The sequence below is a fragment of the Qipengyuania seohaensis genome, from assembly GCF_002795865.1.
Classification (GTDB): Bacteria; Pseudomonadota; Alphaproteobacteria; order Sphingomonadales; family Sphingomonadaceae; genus Qipengyuania; species Qipengyuania seohaensis.
On record NZ_CP024920.1, the window covers coordinates 520,030 to 542,159 of the forward strand.

Annotated in this window: 24 protein-coding genes and 1 tRNA gene; 7 read left to right on the forward strand and 18 right to left on the reverse strand. The window is 60.9% G+C overall.

Annotation, left to right across the window (positions count from 1 at the left end):
* Window positions 1–73 precede the first annotated feature (73 nt).
* The 3 genes from CVE41_RS02600 to CVE41_RS02610 all read left to right on the forward strand — a co-directional run bounded on the left by CVE41_RS02600 (window position 74) and on the right by CVE41_RS02610 (window position 1,516).
* The gene (locus CVE41_RS02600; RefSeq protein WP_100259255.1) at window positions 74–709 is read left to right on the forward strand and encodes a prolyl hydroxylase family protein; all 636 of its coding nucleotides are present in this window, start codon (window positions 74–76) and stop codon (window positions 707–709) included.
* Between the two features lies 1 nt (window position 710).
* Window positions 711–1,133 carry a GFA family protein gene (locus tag CVE41_RS02605; protein WP_232725767.1) on the forward strand — a complete coding sequence of 141 codons (423 nt, stop codon included), beginning with the start codon at window positions 711–713 and terminating at the stop codon, window positions 1,131–1,133.
* Between the two features lie 65 nt (window positions 1,134–1,198).
* On the forward strand, window positions 1,199–1,516 hold the full coding sequence (locus CVE41_RS02610; RefSeq protein ID WP_100259256.1) for a TraR/DksA family transcriptional regulator: 318 nt from the start codon (window positions 1,199–1,201) through the stop codon (window positions 1,514–1,516).
* Window positions 1,517–1,576: 60 nt separating this feature from the next.
* Here CVE41_RS02610 and rpmE read toward each other — a convergent pair whose 3' ends face one another.
* The 10 genes from rpmE to pyrH all read right to left on the reverse strand — a co-directional run bounded on the left by rpmE (window position 1,577) and on the right by pyrH (window position 10,920).
* The gene (gene rpmE / locus CVE41_RS02615; RefSeq protein WP_100259257.1) at window positions 1,577–1,801 is read right to left on the reverse strand and encodes a 50S ribosomal protein L31; all 225 of its coding nucleotides are present in this window, start codon (window positions 1,799–1,801) and stop codon (window positions 1,577–1,579) included.
* A gap of 94 nt (window positions 1,802–1,895) precedes the next feature.
* Entirely contained in the window at window positions 1,896–2,348 is a 453-nt protein-coding gene (gene fabZ, locus CVE41_RS02620; RefSeq protein ID WP_100259258.1) for a 3-hydroxyacyl-ACP dehydratase FabZ, read from the reverse strand.
* 22 nt (window positions 2,349–2,370) lie between these two features.
* Window positions 2,371–3,054 carry an OmpH family outer membrane protein gene (locus CVE41_RS02625; protein WP_100259259.1) on the reverse strand — a complete coding sequence of 228 codons (684 nt, stop codon included), beginning with the start codon at window positions 3,052–3,054 and terminating at the stop codon, window positions 2,371–2,373.
* The gene (gene bamA / locus CVE41_RS02630) at window positions 3,054–5,768 is read right to left on the reverse strand and encodes an outer membrane protein assembly factor BamA (RefSeq protein ID WP_100259260.1); all 2,715 of its coding nucleotides are present in this window, start codon (window positions 5,766–5,768) and stop codon (window positions 3,054–3,056) included. The genes CVE41_RS02625 and bamA overlap by 1 nt, the downstream gene beginning before the upstream one ends.
* A gap of 133 nt (window positions 5,769–5,901) precedes the next feature.
* Complete coding sequence (gene rseP / locus CVE41_RS02635) at window positions 5,902–7,017, reverse strand: RIP metalloprotease RseP (RefSeq protein ID WP_100259261.1); 1,116 nt, start codon at window positions 7,015–7,017, stop codon at window positions 5,902–5,904.
* 25 nt (window positions 7,018–7,042) lie between these two features.
* Window positions 7,043–8,200 (reverse strand): 1-deoxy-D-xylulose-5-phosphate reductoisomerase, encoded by a 1,158-nt coding sequence (gene dxr, locus CVE41_RS02640; protein WP_100259262.1) that lies wholly within the window; start codon window positions 8,198–8,200, stop codon window positions 7,043–7,045.
* Window positions 8,197–8,898, reverse strand: a complete 702-nt coding sequence (locus tag CVE41_RS02645; protein ID WP_232725768.1) for a phosphatidate cytidylyltransferase — start codon at window positions 8,896–8,898, stop codon at window positions 8,197–8,199. Before CVE41_RS02645 ends, dxr begins: the two co-directional genes overlap by 4 nt.
* The gene (uppS, locus tag CVE41_RS02650; RefSeq protein WP_100259264.1) at window positions 8,885–9,571 is read right to left on the reverse strand and encodes a polyprenyl diphosphate synthase; all 687 of its coding nucleotides are present in this window, start codon (window positions 9,569–9,571) and stop codon (window positions 8,885–8,887) included. The genes CVE41_RS02645 and uppS overlap by 14 nt, the downstream gene beginning before the upstream one ends.
* 36 nt (window positions 9,572–9,607) lie before the next feature.
* The gene (gene frr / locus CVE41_RS02655) at window positions 9,608–10,165 is read right to left on the reverse strand and encodes a ribosome recycling factor (RefSeq protein WP_100259265.1); all 558 of its coding nucleotides are present in this window, start codon (window positions 10,163–10,165) and stop codon (window positions 9,608–9,610) included.
* 29 nt (window positions 10,166–10,194) lie between these two features.
* A complete protein-coding gene (gene pyrH / locus CVE41_RS02660) occupies window positions 10,195–10,920 on the reverse strand; it encodes a UMP kinase (RefSeq protein ID WP_090481386.1) in 726 nt (241 codons plus the stop codon).
* 148 nt (window positions 10,921–11,068) lie between these two features.
* On the opposite strand from pyrH, the gene CVE41_RS02665 reads away from it, so the two are divergent.
* Window positions 11,069–11,842, forward strand: a complete 774-nt coding sequence (locus CVE41_RS02665; RefSeq protein ID WP_100259266.1) for a hypothetical protein — start codon at window positions 11,069–11,071, stop codon at window positions 11,840–11,842.
* 72 nt (window positions 11,843–11,914) lie between these two features.
* On the opposite strand, the gene tsf is transcribed toward CVE41_RS02665, so the two are convergent.
* Complete coding sequence (gene tsf, locus CVE41_RS02670) at window positions 11,915–12,841, reverse strand: translation elongation factor Ts (RefSeq protein ID WP_100259267.1); 927 nt, start codon at window positions 12,839–12,841, stop codon at window positions 11,915–11,917.
* 118 nt (window positions 12,842–12,959) lie between these two features.
* Window positions 12,960–13,709, reverse strand: a complete 750-nt coding sequence (rpsB, locus tag CVE41_RS02675) for a 30S ribosomal protein S2 (protein ID WP_100259268.1) — start codon at window positions 13,707–13,709, stop codon at window positions 12,960–12,962.
* Between the two features lie 353 nt (window positions 13,710–14,062).
* On the opposite strand from rpsB, the gene CVE41_RS02680 reads away from it, so the two are divergent.
* Window positions 14,063–14,302, forward strand: coding sequence for a hypothetical protein (locus CVE41_RS02680; RefSeq protein ID WP_100259269.1), 240 nt, complete (start codon window positions 14,063–14,065; stop codon window positions 14,300–14,302).
* On the opposite strand, the gene CVE41_RS02685 is transcribed toward CVE41_RS02680, so the two are convergent.
* From CVE41_RS02685 to CVE41_RS02700, 4 genes are all read right to left on the reverse strand, one after another.
* Window positions 14,271–15,113: a CDP-alcohol phosphatidyltransferase family protein gene (locus CVE41_RS02685; RefSeq protein WP_408633955.1), complete on the reverse strand. Its 843-nt coding sequence runs from the start codon at window positions 15,111–15,113 to the stop codon at window positions 14,271–14,273. The genes CVE41_RS02680 and CVE41_RS02685 overlap by 32 nt on opposite strands.
* Window positions 15,110–15,859: a phosphatidylserine decarboxylase gene (locus CVE41_RS02690; RefSeq protein ID WP_100259270.1), complete on the reverse strand. Its 750-nt coding sequence runs from the start codon at window positions 15,857–15,859 to the stop codon at window positions 15,110–15,112. Before CVE41_RS02690 ends, CVE41_RS02685 begins: the two co-directional genes overlap by 4 nt.
* A 41-nt stretch (window positions 15,860–15,900) precedes the next feature.
* Window positions 15,901–17,043 carry a beta-ketoacyl-ACP synthase III gene (locus tag CVE41_RS02695; RefSeq protein WP_198507704.1) on the reverse strand — a complete coding sequence of 381 codons (1,143 nt, stop codon included), beginning with the start codon at window positions 17,041–17,043 and terminating at the stop codon, window positions 15,901–15,903.
* Between the two features lie 73 nt (window positions 17,044–17,116).
* Window positions 17,117–17,202: transfer RNA gene (locus CVE41_RS02700), tRNA-Tyr, on the reverse strand.
* 152 nt (window positions 17,203–17,354) lie between these two features.
* Between CVE41_RS02700 and rlmB the strand changes: the two genes are divergently transcribed.
* Window positions 17,355–18,146, forward strand: a complete 792-nt coding sequence (gene rlmB / locus CVE41_RS02705) for a 23S rRNA (guanosine(2251)-2'-O)-methyltransferase RlmB (RefSeq protein ID WP_100261335.1) — start codon at window positions 17,355–17,357, stop codon at window positions 18,144–18,146.
* Window positions 18,147–18,176: 30 nt separating this feature from the next.
* A complete protein-coding gene (locus CVE41_RS02710) occupies window positions 18,177–19,037 on the forward strand; it encodes a hypothetical protein (RefSeq protein ID WP_100259271.1) in 861 nt (286 codons plus the stop codon).
* Window positions 19,038–19,152: 115 nt separating this feature from the next.
* Here CVE41_RS02710 and CVE41_RS02715 read toward each other — a convergent pair whose 3' ends face one another.
* Both CVE41_RS02715 and lon read right to left on the reverse strand, forming a co-directional pair.
* Window positions 19,153–19,425 (reverse strand): HU family DNA-binding protein, encoded by a 273-nt coding sequence (locus CVE41_RS02715; RefSeq protein ID WP_090481341.1) that lies wholly within the window; start codon window positions 19,423–19,425, stop codon window positions 19,153–19,155.
* 245 nt (window positions 19,426–19,670) lie between these two features.
* Window positions 19,671–22,067, reverse strand: a complete 2,397-nt coding sequence (gene lon, locus CVE41_RS02720) for an endopeptidase La (protein ID WP_100261336.1) — start codon at window positions 22,065–22,067, stop codon at window positions 19,671–19,673.
* Window positions 22,068–22,130: the final 63 nt, after the last annotated feature.

Sequence of the window (22,130 nt, forward strand, 5' to 3'; positions counted from 1 at the left end):
GCGGACAAGGCCTCTCACGCAACTATCTTACCACCCCTTGCAGCGGCCGCACTCGCGACTATCGTGCAATCCGATGATTGGACCAGGCGAATCCTCTGCGGACCTCGTGCTTTCCCGGCCGGGCGTGCAACGTGTACCGTCGGACAAGCTCGAACTGTTCCAGCTACGGAATTTCGTGAGCCAATCCTTGTGCGCTACGCTGATCAAGTTGATCGAGAAGGATCGCCGCCCCTCCACGCTCGCCGATGCCGGAGACGATCGCTATTTCCGCACCAGCGAGACCTGCGATCTCGAGGCGGAGGAACCCGCAGTGCGCGAGATGGAAGCCCTGTTCGGCGCGCTCAACGGCATTGATCCTGCGCACGGCGAACCCTTGCAAGGCCAACGCTACGATGTGGGCCAAGAATTCAAACCGCATTGCGACTACTTCAATCGGGGCGGACAGGACTGGGAAAAATATTGCTCCGTCGCGGGCCAGCGCACGTGGACTTTCATGGTCTACCTCAACGATGTCGAGGCCGGAGGCGCGACGCGTTTCAAAGCCATCAAGAAGAACTTCCAGCCGGAAACCGGCAAGCTGGTGTGCTGGAACAACATGCGTCCGGATGGCTCGGAAAACCCGAACACCATTCACCACGGGATGAAGGTGCGGCGCGGTGTGAAGTACGTCATTACGAAGTGGTATCGCGAGAAGCCGTGGGGTTGGTAATGTGATCGAAGGCGGAAAAGTTTACGAAGGCGGCTGCCACTGCGGGACCGTGGGGTTTCGCTTCACCATGCCGGAAGCGCCGGTAATCAGGCGCTGCAATTGCACCATTTGCGCGATGAAGGGCGTGGTCATGGTCGACGTACCGATGGCCGATTGCACCATCACCAGAGGAGAAGAGGCCCTCACCCTTTACAGCTTTGGAAGTGGCCAGGCGCAACACCGCTTCTGTTCCAAATGCGGCATTCATCCCTTCCACCAGCTGCGATCGGAACCCGATCACTACGGATTGAACCTCGCCTGCATCGACGGCATGACGATCTACGACCTGCCCGAAATCCCGGTCTTCGATGGGCAGAACCACCCGGCCGATAGCGGCGATTACAACTATGTCGGGGTCATGCATTTCGAACGCTACGAAGATTGATCAGGATCAAATACGGTCGCCCCGGCGCTTGCTAACTCTCTTTTCAACAAAGGGAGAACCCACCGATGAACGATTACAGCGCCTTGCAACAACAGCTTCAACAGCGCCTTGCCGATCTGCTCGGTCGTGCAGAGGTGATCGAGGATGATCTGCGGCACCCTCTGGATGCCGACTTTGGCGAACAGGCAATCGACCTTGCCGACGACGAGGCTCTGGAAGGGGTCGACGAAGTCTTGCGCGCGGAAATCGGACAGGTGCGGAATGCACTGCTGAGGATAGAAAAAGGCACCTATGGCACTTGCGCCAATTGCGGCAAGCCGATCGCCGATGCCCGCCTGCAAGCGCGCCCGATCGCGACGCGCTGCATCGATTGCGCTGCGTGACCCAAACGAAAAAGGGCGGCCCCGCAGGACCGCCCTTCGAATTCGGTGATACCCGAAAGCTTACTTCTTGAGGCTGATGCCGCCGAAGCGCTTGTTGAAGGCTGCGACGCGGCCGCCTTCCTGAAGCTGCTGCTTGCCGCCGGTCCATGCCGGGTGGCTCGTCGGGTCGATTTCCAGCGTCAGGGTTTCGCCTTCGCTGCCCCAGGTGGAGCGCGTCTGGAATTCGGTGCCATCGGTCATCTTGACCGTGATCATGTGGTAAGCGGGGTGACCTTCGGCCTTCATGATAAACGTCCTTCTAGCTTCGGAACGGTTCCGACCGGTCCAGCTGTGTTTGGAGAAGGCGCGCGGTTAGCGCCGCGCGCAAAGATTTGCAAGTCTATTCGGGTGCGTCCGCGATCATCGCGGTGAAGCTGACTTCACAGGTCACCTTGCCATCCACGCTGGCTTCGCCGGCAAACTTGCAGACACGCGAGCGTTTCTGGACAAAGCTGGCCTTGAGGTCGAGCAGCACGCCCGGCGTGACCGGAGCACGGAACTTCGCGTTCTCGATCGCCATGAAGTAGACGAGCTTGCCGGAACCGGCGAGGCCCAGGCTTTCCACCGCGAGGACACCGGCTGACTGCGCGAGCGCTTCGATCTGGAGGACGCCCGGCATGATCGGTGCACCGGGAAAATGCCCCTGGAAGAAGTCTTCGTTGAAACTGACCGCCTTGATCGCATGGATGCGTTCATCGACGACCAGCTCCTGCACCCGGTCGACCAGAAGCAGGGGGTAGCGGTGCGGCAGGCGCTTCAGCACCTCGACTACGTCGAAACCGGTCTCGCTCATTCCCCTGCTCCCTGTTCGGCTATCAGCGTCCGGTCGCGGCCGGCTGCTGGGTCTGCTGCTGCGCGGCTGCCTGCTGCTGACGGGCTGCGGCGACCATCAGGATCTGCTGGATCTGCTGATACAGTGCAACCGACTGCTGCGCCGGCTGCCAGCCCTGCGGAGGCGTGATCTGGACCGAAGGGACGCGTGTGTTCAGGGCGGCGACGACCTTCTGGGTCACATTCGCGGCAGGCGCGGAAAACTGCACTGCGTCGGGCGAAAGAACGAGCTGGAGGTTATCCTGCTGTACCACGGTCTGAAGCGCCGCGTTGTACTGCAGAAGGATCTGCTCGACCGCGTAGATGCGTGCACCGTCGATCTGGTTCGAAAGCTGCGCAGTCTCGGTTTCGAGAGTCTGGAGCTGCTGAGCCTGAGGAGCGCTCTGCGCCGCCACCTGCTCCGCCTGGTCGAGCTGACCGTCGTTGTTGGTGTCGAGCTGCTCCAGGAGCGTCTGCATCTGCTGCTGCTTCTGCTGGATCTGCTGGATCTGCGACGCATAAGTAGTCGAAATCTGCTGGTAGGCAGTCGTGCGTGCGTTGGCCTGCGCCACGGCGGCAGGGACACTTACGATCCCGATGTTGCCGTTCACCTGCGCGGCTGCCGGAGTGGCCGCCATTGCAGCGGTGGCGAGGCTCGCAGCGGCGAGCGACTTGGTAATCAGTTTCATTAGAATTGCGTTCCTACATTGAAGGAAATGGTCTTGGTATCGTCACCCTCTTGTTTCTTAATCGTCTGGGATAGATCGATCCTGAACGGGCCGAAGGGCGAGTTCCAGTTGATACCGATACCCGCGGTAATGCGCGGGCTGATGCTGTCGCCAAACAGGACTTCGCGGTAGAAGCCATTCGGGTCGAGGACAGGGGTGTTTGCGTTTCCATCGGCGTCCACGGCATCGAATGTGCTGCCGGAAATCGGATCACCGTCAGCGTCAAGTTGCGGATTGCCGTCGGCGTCGTAGAGCGGGCCGAAGAATATCGGTTCGCCACCAGAGCGCGACTGGAAGCTGTTCGGGAAATCATCCAGTTGCGGACGATCGATCGCGAAGAGCGAACCAACGTCGAGCCAGAGCGAAGGCCGGATGCCCATTTCGCGCGCACCCGATCCCAGCGGAATTTCGAGCTCTGCACGGGCGAGGTAATAAGCCTTGCCGCCCAGCGCATCGTCGAAAGCGCGGTTCTTGGTCTCGCGGAACTGGTCGATGGTTTCGAGGACACGATCCGTGGTCGGATCGCCATCGTCGTCGAGATAGCGCAAGCGAACCACACGAGGTCCGACGCCACGGATATCGAAGCCGCGGAATTGCGGTTCTCCGAGGAAGAAACGGTCGGTCAGACGTACATCGTCGAAGCCTGGAGTATCATTCTGGCTGAGCGCGCGAATCCAGCCGCCTTCCGCGTTGAGCGAGAAGATGAGACCGCTGCCGAGATTGAACCACTTGCCCATCTGCGAGCGCATGCGAAGATACTTCACATTGCCGCCGAGCCCGGCGAATTCGCCGGTCACGCTGATCGTTTCGCCGCGAGTCGGGCGAACACGGCTGTCGAGCGAGTTATAGTTCAGCGTCGCGCCGAGGATCGAAACGGTTCGTTCCCCCACGGCTTCGCAGATGAAGCGCGACTGGAGACATTCGGCCACGCCGTCGCCATCCGTATCCTCGAAGAAGCCGTCGCCGATGGAAACGTCTTCGTACTGGAGCGTGTAGCTGCCGATAAGCGACATGTATTCCGAAAGGGGAACACCGGCACGCATTGTGAAGCCGGTCTGGGCCTGCTTGTAGCGATTGAAATCGGTCGCGAAGAAATCGTTGTCGTACTCGCGGTGATAGATGTCCGCACCCAGCGAGATGTTGCGATCGAACACGTAGGGTTCCGAAAAGCTAATCTGCGCCGACTTCGAGAAACGCGAGTAGTTCACGCTGAGACCGACGGTCTGGCCGCGGCCGCGGAAGTTACGCTGGCGGATCGAACCCGACAGGATGAAGCTCTGGATCGAGGAGAAGCCGGCCGAAAGCTGGAGTTCCCCGGTGGGCTGTTCTTCGATATTCGCTTCGAGGACGATACGGTCGGGCGCGCTGCCCTCGACCTGCGTGATCTCGAAGTTTTCCTGGAAGTAGCCGAGCGACTTGATGCGGGCTTCCGAACGCCGAATGGCGAGCGAGTTGAAAGCATCGCCTTCCGCGACACGGAATTCGCGGCGCACGACCTTGTCCTGCGTCAGCGTGTTTCCATTTACGTCGATCCGCTCGACATAGGTGCGATCAGCTTCGCGAAGGACGAAGTTGACGTCCATCGTCAGCGTTTCGGGGTTACGTTTGAACTGCGGTGCAACCTCGGCGAAAGCGTAGCCGAACGTGCCGGCCAGCTCGGTCATCTGCTCGACCGTGTCCTCGACCCGTTCCGCATCGTACCAGTCGCCAGTCTGCATCGGCAGGCGTGCGGTCATGGACTCGCTGTCGAAATCTCGAAGTTCGCTTTCGACCTTAACGTCGCCGAACTTGTAGCGCTCACCCTCTTCGACGACGAAGGTGATGATGAAGTCTTCCTTGTCCGGGGTCAGCTCGGCAACTGCGGAGACGACACGGAAATCGGCATAACCCTGCGTCAGGTAGAACGTACGCAGCTGCTGCTGGTCGAACGCCAGACGATCGGGGTCATAGCTCGTGTTCGAGCTGAAGAAGGTCCAAATGCGCGATTGCTTGGTCACCATCTCGCCGCGCAGATCGCTGTCGGAGAAGGCTTCGTTGCCGATGATGTTGATCTGGCGAATCTTCGACTTCGGACCCTCCTCGATCTCGAAGACGATATCGACGCGGTTCTGGCTCAGCTGGACCAGCTGCGGCTCGACCGTCGCGGCGAAGCGGCCCTGGCGCTTGTAGAGCTCGATAATGCGGGCAACGTCGGCGCGTACCTTGGAACGCGTAAAGATCTGGCGCGGCGCGAGGCGGATCTCGGGAATGATCTTGTCATTCTTGATCCGCTCGTTCCCTTCCAGAATAATGCGGTTGATGACAGGGTTTTCGGTCACGGTGATGACCACATTGCCGGCCGTGTTCGTTACGCTGACGTTCGAAAACAGCTCGGTCGCGTAGAGGTCCTTGAGGACCTGGTCACCCGCCGCCTGGGTGTATTCGTCGCCCGGACGAAGGCGGATGTAGGACAGGATCGTCTGCGGTTCGAGGCGCTGCGCTCCGGCAACTGCGATCGAACGCACGACATCCTGCTGGATTACGGATTCGGCCGGCTGTTCGGCTTCTTCTGTTCCGGCATCCTGTGCCAGAGCCACGGCAGGCATGCCTGCCAGCACCGAACCGGCCATCAATCCGGCGACGAGCCGCGCGCCAAATGGTTTCGTCTCGCTTGCGGCGTTCGCAAAATCAGTCATCGACAAGGGAGTTCCCGTCCTCAAAAGTACAAAAGACGCCTTGCGAAGCGCCTGGAGGCCCCCTGCCCCATGCGCGCCGCGCGATCAAGCCGTGTGACGCCGCAGACGCGCCTTCACCCGACCCTTTCCCCGCCTAATTCCCGAAGAACGGGAGTTTGGCGATATCAATGAAGGTGACGAAAATCATCAACGCGAGCACAATTGCCACGCCGGCCCGATAGGCCACCTCCGTACTACGGGGGCCAAGCGGTTTCCGACGGATCGCTTCCGCCGCGTAAAACGCCAGGTGCCCGCCGTCGAGAGCCGGGATTGGCAGTAGGTTGATGAATGCCAAGTTAAGCGAGATCAGAGCTGCCAGGTTGAAGAATGCGAGCGCTCCGAGGCTCAGCTGTTCGCCTGCAAACTTGCCGATCGTAACCGGTCCGCCCAGTTCCTTGACCGAGCGTTCGCCGACCACGATCTGCTTGATACCGGTCACCATCATGTCCACCAGCTTGCCCGTCTGGACGAAGCTAAGGCTGACAGCCTCACCGGGGCCGACACCTTCGAACTGGCGTTCGGTAACGGCAGGTGGAATGCCGATCTGACCGATCGTCGAGACGTTCCCGAACCTGTCCTCCGCCTTGATCGTGCGCGGTACGACGTCGAAGTTGCGCAGATCGCCATTCCTGAGCACTTCGATATCCAGCGTGCGACCAGGATACATGATGATCGCTTCGCGAAGATCGAAGAAGCTGGTGACCTCCTTGCCCTCGACGCGCATGATACGATCGCCGATCTCCAGCCCGGCTTCCTGCGCGGCAGAATCTTCGGCGAAGGCGGTGATCGTGGTTTCCATCGCCGGATCAGGCGAAACCGGTTTGCCGAAGATCATGAAAAAGCTCGTGAAAATCGCCAGCGTCACGAGGATATTCATGGCCGGCCCGGCAAAGACGATCAGCGAACGTTTCCATAGGCTGGCGTGGTGGAAACTGCCCTCCCGCTCTTCTGCGGTGGCCTGCGCAATGGCTTCCTTATCCGGTACGCTGGCCGGATTCATGTCGCCTTTGAACTGGACGTAGCCGCCAAGCGGCAGCGCGCACAGTTTCCAACGGGTTCCGCGCTTGTCGGTAAAGCCCGCGATTTCCTTGCCGAAGCCAACGGCAAAGGCTTCCGCGTGAACGCCGAACCAGCGCCCCACGAGATAGTGTCCGAGTTCGTGCAGCGTAACCAGCGGCCCCAGCAGCAGCGGGAAGCCGATGATATACATCCAGAAAGGTATCGAACCGTCCAACTCAGCAAATCTCCAGCATGGCGCTCGCGCGCTGTCTTGCGTCCTCGTCGACGCGCAGCACCTCTTCGAGGGTCTGCGGCGGCGATGGAAGCTCTGTTTCCGAAAGGGCGCGCTCCACCATTAGCGCAATGCGGCTGAACGGGATGTTACCTGCCAGGAAAGCGGCCACTGCCACCTCGTTTGCGGCATTGAGGATACCCGGCGCAGCGCCGCCAGCTTCTGCAGCTTCTCTCGCCAGGCGAGTAGCGGGGAAACGTTCTTCATCCGGTGCATGGAAGGTAAGTTCGCCGATGGCGGCGAGGTCGAGGGGATCCATCGGCGTGTCCATGCGCGCGGGGTGCGCGAGGCACGAGGCGATCGGGACTCTCATGTCGGACGGGCCAAGCTGCGCCAGTGTCGATCCGTCGCGGTATTCGACCATCGAGTGGATGACGCTCTGCGGGTGGACGACGATCCTGATCTTGTCGAGGCCGACGGGGAATAGATGATGTGCCTCGATAAGTTCGAGGCCCTTGTTGAACATCGTGGCGCTGTCCACGCTGATCTTGGCGCCCATGTCCCAATTGGGGTGGGCGATGGCCTGTTCGGGTGTCGCTGCGTCGAGCTGGGCCTGGCTCCAGGTGCGCAGGGGTCCGCCGCTGGCCGTGAGCGTGATCGTGCGGACCTCGGCAAGCTTGCCGCCCTGTAGGCACTGGAAGATGGCGTTGTGCTCGCTGTCGACCGGAAGGAGCGTAGCGCCGTGCTTCTCGACGGCTGCGGTCATCACCTCGCCAGCGGAAACCAGCGCTTCCTTGTTTGCCAGCGCCACAGTAGTGCCTTGCTCGATGGCAGCCATGACCGGGCCCAATCCTGCGCAGCCCACGATTGCGGCCATGACGATATCGGCCGGACGCGCAGATGCTTCGCACAGGGCCGACCTGCCCGCCGCTGCCTCGATACCTGATCCGGCGAGCGCTTCCTTGAGAGCGCCAAGAAGGTTTTCCTGGGCAATCACCGCGACGTCCGCACCGAATTCCCGTGCCAGCCTGGCGAGTGCTTCGACGTTGGAATGGGCGGTAAGCGCCACGACGCGCCACTGGTCTCGATTGCGACGAACAAGATCGAGTGTCGACGCGCCGACCGATCCGGTCGCGCCGAGTATCGAGATCGACCTCGTCATGCAGCAGAGCCGAGCACGAAACCGGCAATGAGAGCTACGGGGATCATGCCATCGGTCCGGTCGAACACACCGCCGTGGCCTGGAATGAGGCGCGAGCTGTCTTTCACCCCGGCTTTGCGCTTGAGCCAACTTTCAAGGAAATCGCCTGCCTGCGCGGCGACAGCCAGTGCCAGGCCCATGAGGGCGATCGTGCCGACCTCGTTCATGTCGAAGCCCATCGTCGTCGATCCGCTGACCTGGCGAGCCGAGGTATAGATAAATAAAGCCAGCCAGAGACTAGCCCCGACGACCCCGCCGAGGAGGCCCGCCCATGTTTTGGAAGGACTGATCGAAGGAGCGATCTTGGGCCCGCCGATCGAACGCCCGAAGAAATAGGCGAAGGTATCGATGGCGATGACAGTGCCGACAATGCCGACCACCAGGCCGGGCGGCATGCGTGTGAGGACAAATCCGGCTAGGCCGATATATATCGCGCCGGCGAGGATCGCAGCCAACCTGTAGGATACGTTCGTGGTCGCTTTCACGACCAGCAGAATGAATTCCAAGAAAGTTGCGAGCACGACCGCGGCGATAAACCAGTCGAGCCACGGATCTCCGGCGATCAGCGCCGCGACCGCAACCGCAACCATCACCGCAGCCGATATCAGGCGCTTGGGCAGGTCCGCATTCTTCCTTGTTTCTGGATCACCGTCCGCCAAAGCGTCTCTCCCGTCCCGCAAACTGGTCCAGCGCATCCATCAGGTGCGCAGGAGTGAAGTCGGGCCATAACACATCCGTGAACAGCATTTCCGCATAGGCCGCCTGCCACAAGAGAAAATTGGAAAGGCGAACCTCTCCGCTGGTGCGGATCAGCAGGTCGAGAGGCGGCAAGTCTGCCGTGAACAGATTGGCAGCGATGCTCTCTTCATCGATTTCGCCTGCCTCTGCAGCCTTGCGTGCGGCCCGGGCAATTTCCGCGTGGGCCCCGTAGTTTAGTGCGACCGCCAAGGTCCGTGATCCGTGCGCAGTCTTGTCGAGCGCATCCTCGAGCAATTCTACGATGTCGGGTGCAAGTGCCTGCCAGTCGCCGACAATCTTCAGCCTCACGTCATTCGCGATGAACTCGGGCAAGTCCGACTTTATGAACTTGCGCATCAAGTTCATGAGGTCGTCGACCTCTTCCTCGGGCCGCTTCCAGTTCTCGCTGCTGAAGGCGTAGAGCGTCAGGCACTCGATTTCGGTATTCTTGAGGCTGCGCACGAGCTCGCGCACGGCCTCGACGCCTTTGCGGTGGCCCATGACCCGCGGCAGGTGCTTGCGCTTGGCCCAGCGACCATTGCCGTCCATGATAATGGCGACATGGCGCGCGATCTTGTCGTGGCTGTCAGCCATAGGTTCTCATCCGAGAGGCAGCAGACCTTACGGCCCTCACTGCGTCATGATTTCCTTTTCCTTGGCCTGGGCCGCCTGGTCGGCCTCGCCAACGTATTTGTCGGTCAGCTTTTGGACCTCATCCTCGAAGCGCTTGCGCTCGTCCTCGGAGATTTCCTTCTTCTTCTCGTCTTCCTTGAGCGCTTCCATGCCGTCGCGGCGCACGTTGCGGATGGCGATCTTGGACTGCTCTGCATACTGACCTGCGAGCTTGGCGAGATCCTTGCGGCGTTCTTCGGTAAGATCGGGCATCGGCAGGCGAACGTTCTGCCCATCGATCATCGGGTTGAGACCAAGGTTAGCCTTCGCAATGCCCTTCTCTACGGCAGTTACGTTGGCCTTGTCCCACACCTGCACGCTCAGCATACGCGGTTCGGGTGCGGATACGGTCGCAACCTGGTTCAGCGGCATCATCGAGCCGTAGACCTCGACCACGACGGGATCGAGAAGGCTGGTGTTCGCACGGCCGGTGCGCAGTCCCGAAAGGTCGCCCTTGAGGCTGTCGATCGCACCCTGCATGCGGCGTTCGATATCGGCTTTGTCGTATTTGGCCATGATGGCTTCCTCGTCTCTTGTCGTTTCTTTTATGCGGTGTGGTCGGTCACAACGGTCTGTACACCGTTGCCCGAAAGAACCTTTGCCACATTGCCCTTTTCGCGGATCGAGAAGACCACGATGGGAATGTCGTTGTCACGGCACAAGGCGACGGCGCTGGCATCCATGACCTTGAGATCATCTGCAAGAACCTTGCCGTAACTTACGGTTTCATAACGCGTCGCATCGGGATTTTTCTTTGGATCGCTGTCGTATATCCCGTCAACGCTCGTACCTTTCAGCAAGGCATCGCAATTCATCTCGGCGGCGCGCAAGGCGGCTCCGCTGTCCGTAGTGAAATAAGGCGCGCCGACACCTGCAGCGAAGATCACAATGCGACCTTTCTCGAGGTGACGCTCTGCGCGGCGGCGAATGACGGGTTCGCATACCTGGTCCATCTGGACAGCGCTTTGTACACGGGTTTGCACGCCAAGCTGTTCGAGCGCGCTCTGCATCGCAAGTGCATTCATGACCGTCGCGAGCATGCCCATGTAATCCGCCTGGGCGCGATCCATGCCCTGTGCTGCCCCGGCCATTCCGCGAAATATATTGCCGCCGCCGATGACTAGGCAGATTTCGAGGCCGGTATCCTTGGCGGCCTTCACTTCCTTGGCAAGTTCAAGGACGAAGGCCGGATCGATGCCGAACTGCTGATCCCCCATCAAAACCTCGCCCGACAGCTTCAGGAGGACGCGGTTCATTTTGGGGAGGGTCATGCGAAGCGATCTCTGTTTGTGGGGTTTGCGGCTCCTTAGCCATGATGCGCCGGACTCGCAAAGGGAAAGGCTAGGCGCCGGTGATCGCCATGGAACAGTGCCGCCAACCTTTCGTTACCCGTTGATGACCATTCAATCTCGAAATTCCATGTCGCAGCGCAGCGCTTGGCAGCGAATTGCCATCATCGTGGCCGTGATCGCGCAGATCGGCTCTACCTTCCTGCCCAGCTTGGGAGTGGGAGAGCCGATCGGCAGCCGCTCCGATGCGGAACGCACGCTGATCACGCCTGCGGGATGGGCATTTGCAATCTGGGGCCCACTCTATTTCGGTTCGATGGTCTTTGCAGTCTACCAGGCTCTACCGTCCCAGAAATCCAATGCGCTTCTGCAAAGGATCGGCTGGTTTGCGGCCGCAGTATTCTTCGGAAATGGCCTGTGGGCTCTCTACACGCAGCTGAATGAACTCGATGCGGTTTCCGTAATCATCATATCGACAGTGCTCGTCTGCCTGCTCTTTATCTACCGTTCGTTCGTCGGCCTCGACCGTGAGTTCACCACCGCAGAACGCTGGACGGTCATGCTGCCCCTGAGCGCCCTGGCCGCATGGCTGACCGCGGCGACCATCGTCAATATCGCTGCGGCTTTGCAAAACTACGGTGTCGGCCAAGCCTGGCCCGAAGCTATCGTGGCAGGGGGAATAGTGCTGGTCGGCGGGATCATCGCCGCACTCGCGATTTGGCGAGGTCGCGGGAACCCGGTCTATGCGCTGGTATTCCTGTGGGCGCTGTTCGCGATCCACTCGGCGGGCGGCCAGATTGCAGCACCTGTAGCCTATGCCACGATAGGTGCAGGATTGCTGGTCCTCTTCGCGACCGGCTTCAAATTACGCCTTTCAGAGAACAGGCGCCGCTGGTTCGGTTGACCGACCGCACAAAGTAAAGCGGCCGCCGGACCAATCGTCCGGCGGCCGCCTGTTCAAATCGTTTGCCTGAGATCAGCCGCCGACGGCAGCAGCCACTTCGGCTGCGAAGTCGGTTTCTTCCTTCTCGATGCCTTCGCCGAGCTGGAAGCGGACGTAATCCACCAGTTCGACCTTCGCGCCGACGTCCTTGGCCGCCTGTTCGACGACCTGTGCGATCGGGGTCTTGTTGTCGATGACATAGACCTGGCTCAGCAGCGCGTTTTCTTTCGCGTATTTGTTGACCGCGCCTTCGACCATCTTTTCCTGGACGTTTTCGGGCTTGCCGCTTTCGGCAGCCTTTTCCTTGGCGATCGCGCGTTCACGCTCGATCACTTCGGCGTCGAGGCCGTCTGCAGTCAGGGCCTGCGGGAACGCAGCTGCGATGTGCATGCCGAGCTTCTTGCCGAGTTCTTCGAGCTTGGCCTTCTCGCCTTCGCTCTCGAGAGCGACGAGGACACCGATCTTGCCGAGGTCGGGCGCGACAGCGTTGTGCATGTAGGGCACGATGACGCCGTTGGTGACCGAAACGGTCTTCATGCGGCGGATCTGCTGGTTTTCGCCGATGGTGGCAACGTTGTTGGTCAGCTTTTCGGCAACGGTCCCACCGGTCGGGTAGGCAGCGTTCTTGAGCGTGTCGACATCGTCACCGTCGGCGGTCAGCGCAACTTCGGTGGTCTTGCGAACGAAGTCCTGGAACTGGTCGTTCTTCGCAACGAAGTCGGTTTCCGAGTTCACTTCGACAGCAACGCCCTTCGTGCCTTCGACGGCGATGCCGACGAGGCCTTCTGCAGCGGTACGGCTCGACTTCTTCTGGGCGGTGGCGAGGCCCTTGGCGCGCAGAGCGTCGACAGCGGCTTCGATGTCGCCGTTTGCAGCTTCGAGAGCCTTCTTGGCGTCCATCATGCCCGCGCCGGTCTTCTCGCGCAGGGCTTTCACGTCAGCGGCAGTGAATGCAGCCATGATAGTTTCCTTCTTGGTATCTTTAATGCGTAGGCACCGGGCCTGCTGTGTTCAGCGGCCCGGCGCATAGTTCGCTTGTGTGACGGTAGCGTGGCGCCCCCGCCTCACGGCAACGGTCTTAAGCCGCGGCTTCTTCCGGCGGATTTTCCATAGCGCCGACATCGGCACCGGAATCCGTCACGCCTTCGCCCTTGCCGGTGCGGGCAGCTTCGGCAACCGCATCGCAATAGAGCTTGATGGCGCGAGCAGCGTCGTCATTGCCCGGGATCGGGAACGCGATGCCGTTCGGATCGACGTTGGTGTCGAGCACTGCGACCACCGGAATGCCAAGCACGTTGGCTTCCTTGATGGCGAGGTCTTCCTTGTTGGCGTCGATCACGAACATCACGTCCGGAATGCCGCCCATGTCGCGGATGCCGCCGAGCGAAAGCTCGAGCTTGTCCTTCTTGCGCGTAAGGTTCAGCACTTCCTTCTTGGTCAAGCCGCTGGTGTCGCCCGAGAGCGTTTCTTCCAGCGTCTTGAGTTCCTTGATGGAGCCCGAGATCGTCTTCCAGTTGGTGAGCATGCCGCCCAGCCAGCGATGGTTGACGAAGTGCTGACCCGAAGCGAGCGCAGCTTCGCGGATCGGATCCTGCGCCTGGCGCTTGGTGCCGACGAACAGAACCTTGCCGCCCGAACGTGCGGTCTGGCTGATGAAGTCGAGTGCGCGCGCGAAGAGCGGCACGGACTGCGACAGGTCGATGATGTGGATGCCGTTGCGCGCGCCGAAGATATACGGCTTCATGCGCGGGTTCCAACGGTGGGTCTGGTGGCCGAAGTGTGCGCCGGCCTCAATCAGTTGCTGCATGGTGACGGTAGGAGCCGCCATGGTCATTTCCTTTCCGGTTGTACCTCTGGAAGACTGGAACCCGTGGTGCGGTATGTCCCGCGCCGGGCACCGGTATGAGCGCCTTCCATGTGGATTTGCCCGCCCGTTCAACCGGCCCGAATTGGCCGAATCTCAAGCGAACGGCGGGCCTTTAGCGGGCTTTTCCAACGAAAGCCAGACTCGTTTCATCGCAAAAAAGGGGAATCCTGGCGCTAAAAGCGCTTGACAGGGGAGAACAAAACGGGAACATTGTTCTCATCGCCGGAACTACCGGCGGGCATTAGGGGTTTTCCCGTAGAATTGCCCGGTCTGTCAACAGGTTTGTCGACAGGACACGGGAAGGAGATGATCGGATGTTCGCACTGTTCCTCACTACCGTTTTCGCAGCCGCTGCCATTGCGGCCGTCGCTGTGCTCGCCGATGGCGGACTGCGTTGGTGGTCCGCTTTCGGCCAGCTGCGGCATCGTCTGAAGCTGCCGACCGAAATCGAAACCTGTGAGAGTGGGATGCGTCCGTCGATCACCCACGGCGGCTTTACCCGCCCGGGCCGCAACCGTCCGGTTACGCGCCAGTCGGTGCGTTGCGCCGCCTGATCTTGGAATACCGCATCAGCGTGTAAGGCAGCAGCAGGAGGTAGCCCACGCCGATCGCGCTGAGCGTCCACCACGGCTCGACAAGCAACGCGGCGAATAGCAGGCCGACGAAGGCCAGCACCCACAACCTGATCCCACGACGCGGCCTTAGCGAAGTCCAGCTCGGGGTAGCCATGCTCGATATCATGAGCACGGCGACAGCCAACAGCCACGGACCGACCAGGATCGGCGCGCGGAATACATCCAGGTCGGTTGCCGACCAGATGAAGAACGGTAGGAACGCGAGGCCCGCTCCCATTGGGGCAGGCACACCGGTCAGGAAGCCGAGCGACTTGTGCGGTTGTTCCTGCAAGTCGATCTGGGCGTTGAAGCGCGCCAGTCGCAAGGCGCAGCAGATTGCCAGCGCAAGCGCTGCGAACCATCCAAGCCGCGGTTCTGCCGACAACGACCACAAGTAAATGATGATCGCTGGCGCAGTTCCGAAGCTCAGCGAGTCCGCCAGGCTGTCGAGTTCTGCGCCGAAACGTGACTGGGCGTTCAGAGCCCGCGCAATACGGCCGTCCATCCCGTCCAGCAGGCCCGCAACTATGATCGCGATTGCCGCCGCAGCCCACTGTTCGGAAATTGCGAAGCGAATACCGGTAAGCCCCGAACACAGTGCCGCAGCCGTGATTGCATTGGGAGCCATTGCCCTGAGCGAAAGTCCGCGCGATTTTCCGATCACCGGCTTTTCGTCCTCGGCGGCTTTCGGCCCCAGGCGCGCACGTTCTTCATACTGACGGTGCGGGTCGGCTTCTTCTGGATGATTCACTGCGACACTCCTTCAAGCAGGCGCTGCGAACCGATCTCGGCGAGGACGGTTTCCCCCGCGACGACCTTCTGGCCGAGCATCACCCGCGACGCGGTACCCTTAGGAAGGTAAACGTCGACGCGGCTGCCGAAACGGATAAGCCCCACTCTCTGACCAACGCCCAGCGTGTCGCCCGGTTTCACGAAGGGAACGATCCGACGCGCAACCAGCCCGGCGATCTGGGTGAAGCCTACGCAAACACCGTCGCTGCGCTCCACAAGGATGTGCTGCCGCTCATTCTCTTCGCTCGCCTTGTCGAGTTCGGCGTTGAGGAACTGGCCCGGAACATAAACCAGCCGCTGGACCATCCCGGCGATGGGTGTCCGGTTGATGTGGACATCGAAAACGGACATGAAGATTGACACGCGCACGGATGGCTCGTCGCTCAGACAGGGAATGCCGTGGCCATCGTCCACCACCAGTTCTCGCGGTGGATTGACCTCGGCGATCTGAACTATGCGGCCGTCGGCCGGCGACACGATGGCGTTCGGATCCTGCGGCACTACCCGCTCGGGATCCCGGAAGAATGCGAATATGCCGAGCGAAAGGAAGGCCATCGGCCATGCCAGCGTTTCCCATGCGAACAGGGCGAACAGCAAAGAGATGCCGAGCGCTGCGATGCCGAACTTCCGGCCTTCCGGATGGATTGCGGGCAGGCCCCATTGGGCTTCGCCGCGCCCCTGGCTGTCTAGTAGGTCACCTGCCATGAACGAGGGCCTAGGCGCTGATTGCGCCGCTCACAACCCGCCTACCCTGCCTTGCGCACGAAAACGGTACCGGCAGAGTAACCTGCACCAAAGCTGCAGATAAGTCCCGTATCGCCCTCTTTCAGGTCTTCGCTGTGCAGATGGAAGGCGATGATCGACCCGGCGCTGGATGTGTTGCCGTAAGTGTCGAGCACTGTCGGGCTCTCATCCTCGTTCGCCTCGTGGCCCAGGACGCGATGTGCAATCAGGCGGTTCATGCCCGTATTCGCCTGGTGAAGCCACAGGCGGCGCAGCGTGGTGGGATCGATGTCGATCCGCTCGGCTTCGTCTACGATCATCTGTGCAACCATCGGCACGACCTCCTTGAAGACCTTGCGGCCTTCCTGGACGAACAGCTTGTCCGGCCCGCCGGCATCCTCGGGATAGGCGCGATTGAGGAAACCGAAATTGTTGCGGATGTTGTTGGAGAACACCGTCTTCAGCTTGGTGGCAAGGATATCCCAATGCCGGGCCGGGGCGATGGCGGCATCTTCGACCAGCACGGCCGTCGCGACGTCGCCGAAAATGAAATGGCTGTCGCGGTCGCGCCAGTTCAGGTGGCCGCTGGTGATTTCGGGGCTGACGACCAGCACGCTCTTTGCATTACCTGCGCGGATGTAATCAGCAGCGGTCTGGATGCCGAAGGTCGCCGAAGAACAAGCGACATTCATGTCGAAGCCGAAACCGTCGATGCCCAGCGCCTGCTGGATTTCGATCGCCATCGCAGGATAGGGCCGCTCCATGTTGGAGGCAGCGCACAGGACCGCGTCGACGTCTTCGGGCTTGCGCCCTGCCCGCTCGAGCGCGTCGCGCGCCGCCTTGACGCCGATTTCCGCCAGGATCGAAATTTCGTCGTTCGAACGCTGCGGCCAGCGCGGCGCCATCACGTCGGGATCGAGCACCGGCTCTTTTGCCATCACGTGACGTGCCTTGATGCCGCTGGCCTTCTCGATGAACTCGACCGAACTTTCGGTCAATGGCTCCATTTCACCAGAAGCGATCGCGTCGGCGTTCGCTTCGTTGTGGCGGCGCACATACTCGTTGAAGCTGGCGACCAGCTCTTCGTTGGTGATGCTTTCGGCGGGGGTGAACAATCCGGTCGAGGAAATGACGGGTCGACCGGTCATCTGCGTATGCTGAGTCATGCCCGCGTGCCTAGGCCGGGCAAAGCACGCTCGCAAGAGAGTTGCGGTATGAAATCGATGGGAAGGGAGCCGGTGGTGGACAGGGCTGGATTCGAACCAGCGTACGCTTGCGCGGGCAGATTTACAGTCTGCTGCCTTTAACCACTCGGCCACCTGTCCACACGGGCTCGCCTGATCTCGTCTTTGAGATATAACGTAGGAAACCGCTTGGGGTCCCTCGCCGAGAGGCGCCCCTTTGGCGAAGCGATGCTTGCCTGTCAATGCCCTCACTGGCAGGAGCGCAGCCCAAGCCGAAATACAGGATGGAAAAGATGGCAAAGGGCGAACGTAAACGCGCATTGAGAGGCCGGGCCGGCCGCATGAAGGGTGGGCGCGGCAGTGGCAGGGCCAGTGCGGGCCAGGTCCGCTTATGGGGACGCCACGCGGTCGAGGCTGCGCTGAAGAACCCGGACCGGGTTCATCGCAAGCTGTGGGCAACGCGCGAAGGGATCGAATCCCTCGACGGAGAGCTGCCGCCAGATTTTCCCGTCGAATTTGCCGACGTACAGGATCTCGCGCGGCTGGTTGCAAAGGACGCCCCACATCAGGGTCTTGTGCTTGAATGCGCGGCGCTGGAGGACAAATTTCTCGACGAAGTCCTCGACGCCGACCCTGCGCGGCCCATCGTCGTACTCGACCAAGTAACCGACCCGCACAATGTCGGAGCGATCATGCGCTCCGCCAAGGCGTTCGGTGCTGCGGCGATCGTAACGCAGGACCGCCATGCCCCGCCCGAAGGCGGCGTCATCGGCAAGACCGCCTCCGGCGCGCTGGAAACGCTGCCGTGGATCCGGGTCGTGAACCTCGCTCGCGCGCTCGATGAGATTGCCGAGGCAGGCTATTGGCGGATCGGCCTGACCGGTCATGCGGAAGCAACTCTTACTGAAGCACTGCCAGCCGGCCCTGTGGCCATCGTCTTGGGCGCTGAAGGCGAAGGGATGCGGCAGAATATCGAAGGCCACTGCGATGCTCTCGCGAAATTGCCGATCTCTTCGGAAATCGAAAGCCTTAACGTTTCCAACGCAGCTGCCGTGGCATTGTACGCCGTAGCAACGCGCAACTGACGGACCGACGAACTCGACCGGGGGGAATTCATGAATAAACCGATTCGCACAGCCGCTCTTTTGGCGGCCAGCTCGCTAGCACTGAGCGGCTGCCTTTTATCGCCAGGCACCTTCACCAGCGAAATGCACCTGATGAAGGACGGAACCTTTGCCTACAGCTACGATGGCGAAATCCAGATGCTTGCGCTGAGCAAGCTCGCCGAGATGGGGGCAAAGTCGGAGGAGAAATTCGAAGCGGAATGCTTCGACGAAGATACCTTCGAGGATCGCGAATGCACGCTGGCTGAAGTGAGCGAACAGCGGGCCGAGTGGCAGGCTGGCGCAAGCGAACGGCGCGCGAAGGCAGAACGCGAGGCCGAGCAGGCGAAACAGATGCTGGGCGGATTCGACCCTTCCGATCCGGAAGCGGCGCAGAAGCTCGCTGACCAGCTGGCACGGCAGCGCGGCTGGGAAACGGTCGAATATAAGGGCGATGGCATTTTCGACGTCGACTTCAGCATATCTGGCCGCATGACCCACGACTTCGCCTTCCCGATGGTCGAGAAGATGCCCATGGCGAACATGTTCGTCACGATGATGCTGCGCGACGGCAAGCAGGTGCGGGTCGATGCCCCGGGCTTTGCGTCGCAGGGCGGAGGCAACCCCATGCAGGGCATGATGACCGGGATGATGGGCCTGGCATCGCTGGGCAAGGCGAACGAGGAAGGCAAGGAAGGCGAAATGCCGAACATCCTAATGCCCAATGGCACCTTCACCATCGTTACCGATGGGCGCATCCTTGCCAACAACACCGACGAGGGGCCCGTGGATACCGCTCTCGGCCAGGCGCTGGTGTGGGAAATCGACCAGCGCACCGAGCAGGCGCCGACTGCACTTATCTCCTTCGACTGAGCTCGCGAGGGCTTAAGGCCAAAGAAAAACGCCGCAGCCACGCATCAAGCGGGCTGCGGCGTTTTCTTTTCCATGACTGCCAGCCGCACTAGTACGGCGCAGTGACGGAGCGGTCTTAGTTGACCGCGTCCTTGAGACCCTTGCCAGCCTTGAACTTCGGCTGGTTGGAAGCCTTGATCGTCATCGGTTCGCCGGTGCGGGGGTTGCGACCGGTCGAAGCCTTGCGCTTTGCGACCGAGAACGTGCCGAAGCCGACCAGGCGGACTTCGTCACCGTTCGAGAGCGATTTGGTGATCGCGTCGAAAACGCCTTCGACGGCGCCTGCTGCGTCGCTCTTCGAAAGGCCGCTCGAATCGGCAACCGCGCTGATCAGGTCGTTCTTGTTCATTTTGATGGAAACCCCCTCATTTGGTGTTTTGAAATAGTGCCGGTGAATCACGTCACCGAAGGCGAGCGAATTGAGAGGCTTTTAGTCGCGCTGTCAAAGGCAAAATCCGCGAAAAAGCGCCAATTTTGCGCCACAAATTCGATTTCTGCGACGAACCGTTGGTCCAATGTGTCCCAGAAGGGGAAAGGCGCCCGAACAAGGGTCCGGGCGCCTTCGCGATTCGCTGCAGTGCAATGTAACTTTTGTTAGTGTGCCGTAGGGGCCGCGGCGCCTCCGGCTGCCGGGTGAACTGGCTGGCTCGCGAGGTCGTCCGCCTCGGTCCATTCGATCGCTGCCGGGATTGCGGTCAGCGCCTGCTCCAGAACCTCGTCGACGTGGCTGACAGCCACAATCTCCAATCCCTCTTTAACATTGTCGGGAATCTCGGCGAGATCCTTCACGTTCTCTTCCGGGATCAGCACCTTCTTGATGCCGCCGCGCAGGGCTGCGAGAAGTTTTTCCTTCAGCCCGCCGATTGGCAGCACCCGGCCCCGCAAGGTCACTTCGCCGGTCATCGCCACATCGGCGCGCACCGGGACACCCGACAGTGTCGAGACGATCGAAGTGACCATGCCGACACCCGCGCTCGGACCGTCCTTCGGCACCGCGCCTTCGGGAAGGTGGATGTGGATGTTCTTGCGCTGGAAGATGCTGGGCTTGATGCCATAGGCAGGTGCCCGCGCCTTCACGAAGCTGAAAGCGGCGGCGACGCTTTCGTTCATCACTTCGCCCAGCTTGCCGGTGGTCTTGATTTCGCCCTTGCCCGGCGTCGTCACGCTTTCGATGGTCAGCAGTTCGCCGCCCACTTCGGTCCACGCCAAGCCGGTCACTGCACCGACTTGCGGTTCGTCCTCGCTCATGCCGTGCTTGAACTTGCGCACGCCAGCGAAATCGCTGAGATTGTCGGGCGTTATGGTGACTTCGGTCGCCTTGCCTTCGAGGATTTTGCGCAAGCTCTTGCGCGCCAGACGCGCCAGCTCACGCTCGAGCGTACGCACGCCTGCCTCGCGGGTGTAATACCGGATGAGGTCACGCAGCGCATCGTCGGTCAGCTCGAATTCTTCGGGCTTGAGGCCATGATCCTTCACCTGCTTTGGCAGGAGGTGACGCGATGCGATTTCGACCTTCTCGTCCTCGGTGTACCCTTCCAGCCGGATGATCTCCATGCGGTCCAGCAGGGGCTGCGGCAGGTTGAGGCTGTTCGCAGTGGTCACGAACATGATGTCTGACAGGTCGAGATCGAGCTCCAGGTAATGGTCCTGGAACTTGTTGTTCTGTTCCGGGTCCAGCACTTCGAGCAGGGCCGAGGCGGGATCGCCGCGGAAATCCTGGCCAAGCTTGTCGATCTCGTCGAGCAGGAAGAGCGGATTGCTCTTGCCGGCCTTCTTGAGATTGGTGACGATCTTGCCCGGGAGCGAGCCGATATATGTCCGGCGGTGACCGCGGATTTCGGCCTCGTCGCGCACGCCGCCCAGCGACTGGCGCACGAATTCGCGGCCGGTCGCTTTCGCGATCGACTTGCCGAGGCTGGTCTTGCCGACGCCGGGAGGGCCGACGAGGCACAGGATCGGCCCCTTCAGCTTGTTGGTCCGGGCTTGAACGGCGAGATATTCGATGATCCGGTCCTTGACCTTTTCGAGGCCATAGTGGTCCGCATCGAGGATTTCCTGTGCCTTGCCGATGTCCTTCTTGACCTTGCTCTTCTTGCCCCATGGGAGGCCGAGCAACACGTCGAGATAGTTGCGGATGACGGTCGCCTCGGCGCTCATCGGCTGCATGGCCTTGAGCTTCTTGAGCTCGGCCTCCGCCTTGGCCTTGGCCTCCTTCGACAGCTTGGTTTTGCCGATCTTCTCGGTCAGCTCGGCAATTTCATTGCCGCCGTCTTCGTCGTCACCGCCCAACTCGTTCTGGATCGCCTTCAATTGTTCGTTGAGATAATATTCGCGCTGGGTCTTCTCCATCTGGCGCTTCACGCGCCCGCGAATGCGGCGTTCAACCTGAAGGACGGAAAGCTCGCCTTCCATGAAGGACATGACCATTTCGAGCCGCTTGAGCGGATCGGGTTCGATCAGCAGTGATTGCTTGTCCGACACCTTGGCATTTATGGCGGCGGCAATCGTGTCGGCGAGTTCGCCAGCATCGTCGATTTCGCGCAGCTGTTCGGCGGCGTCTTCGCCCACTTTCTTGTTGAGCTTGGCGTATTCGCCGAACTGGTCGACGACCTGGCGCATCATTGCCGTGACTTCGCTGCCGGCAGCCGTCGGCTCTTCGATGATCGTGACATCGGCCACGACATGCTCGCCTTCGGGGCGAAGCGCTTCGAGCTTGGCGCGTTCCTGGCCTTCGACCAGCACGCGCACGGTGCCGTCGGGCAGTTTCAGCAGCTGAAGGACCTGCGCCACAACGCCGAGGTCGTAAAGGTCACTGCCTTCGGGGTCGTCACAGCCCGGATCGAGCTGCGAGAGGAGGAAGATGTCCTTCGATCCTTCCATCGCCACTTCGAGCGCGGCGACCGATTTGTCGCGGCCAACGAAAAGCGGAACGACCATGCCGGGAAAAACGACAATGTCGCGCAGGGGAAGAAGGGGGAAACTCTCTGTCATATTCATGCGTCCGTTTGCGGTCCGGTAAGTGAGCGGGACCGTCCTTGACCCTGAATATGGGTG

Bases quoted from the DNA above. Each gene is read 5' to 3' on its own strand.
- uppS (WP_100259264.1), bottom strand. From the start codon at position 9,571: ATGGCTGACAGCCACGACAAGATCGCGCGCCATGTCGCCATTATCATG.
- CVE41_RS02680 (WP_100259269.1), top strand. From the start codon at position 14,063: ATGTTCGCACTGTTCCTCACTACCGTTTTCGCAGCCGCTGCCATTGCG.
- rseP (WP_100259261.1), bottom strand. From the start codon at position 7,017: ATGTATATCATCGGCTTCCCGCTGCTGCTGGGGCCGCTGGTTACGCTG.
- rpmE (WP_100259257.1), bottom strand. From the start codon at position 1,801: ATGAAGGCCGAAGGTCACCCCGCTTACCACATGATCACGGTCAAGATG.
- pyrH (WP_090481386.1), bottom strand. From the start codon at position 10,920: ATGACCCTCCCCAAAATGAACCGCGTCCTCCTGAAGCTGTCGGGCGAG.
- frr (WP_100259265.1), bottom strand. From the start codon at position 10,165: ATGGCCAAATACGACAAAGCCGATATCGAACGCCGCATGCAGGGTGCG.
- CVE41_RS02715 (WP_090481341.1), bottom strand. From the start codon at position 19,425: ATGAACAAGAACGACCTGATCAGCGCGGTTGCCGATTCGAGCGGCCTT.
- CVE41_RS02690 (WP_100259270.1), bottom strand. From the start codon at position 15,859: ATGGCAGGTGACCTACTAGACAGCCAGGGGCGCGGCGAAGCCCAATGG.
- tsf (WP_100259267.1), bottom strand. From the start codon at position 12,841: ATGGCTGCATTCACTGCCGCTGACGTGAAAGCCCTGCGCGAGAAGACC.
- fabZ (WP_100259258.1), bottom strand. From the start codon at position 2,348: ATGAGCGAGACCGGTTTCGACGTAGTCGAGGTGCTGAAGCGCCTGCCG.
- CVE41_RS02625 (WP_100259259.1), bottom strand. From the start codon at position 3,054: ATGAAACTGATTACCAAGTCGCTCGCCGCTGCGAGCCTCGCCACCGCT.
- rlmB (WP_100261335.1), top strand. From the start codon at position 17,355: ATGGCAAAGGGCGAACGTAAACGCGCATTGAGAGGCCGGGCCGGCCGC.
- rpsB (WP_100259268.1), bottom strand. From the start codon at position 13,709: ATGGCGGCTCCTACCGTCACCATGCAGCAACTGATTGAGGCCGGCGCA.
- bamA (WP_100259260.1), bottom strand. From the start codon at position 5,768: ATGACTGATTTTGCGAACGCCGCAAGCGAGACGAAACCATTTGGCGCG.
- CVE41_RS02665 (WP_100259266.1), top strand. From the start codon at position 11,069: ATGTCGCAGCGCAGCGCTTGGCAGCGAATTGCCATCATCGTGGCCGTG.
- dxr (WP_100259262.1), bottom strand. From the start codon at position 8,200: ATGACGAGGTCGATCTCGATACTCGGCGCGACCGGATCGGTCGGCGCG.
- CVE41_RS02600 (WP_100259255.1), top strand. From the start codon at position 74: ATGATTGGACCAGGCGAATCCTCTGCGGACCTCGTGCTTTCCCGGCCG.
- CVE41_RS02695 (WP_198507704.1), bottom strand. From the start codon at position 17,043: ATGACTCAGCATACGCAGATGACCGGTCGACCCGTCATTTCCTCGACC.
- CVE41_RS02610 (WP_100259256.1), top strand. From the start codon at position 1,199: ATGAACGATTACAGCGCCTTGCAACAACAGCTTCAACAGCGCCTTGCC.
- lon (WP_100261336.1), bottom strand. From the start codon at position 22,067: ATGACAGAGAGTTTCCCCCTTCTTCCCCTGCGCGACATTGTCGTTTTT.
- CVE41_RS02710 (WP_100259271.1), top strand. From the start codon at position 18,177: ATGAATAAACCGATTCGCACAGCCGCTCTTTTGGCGGCCAGCTCGCTA.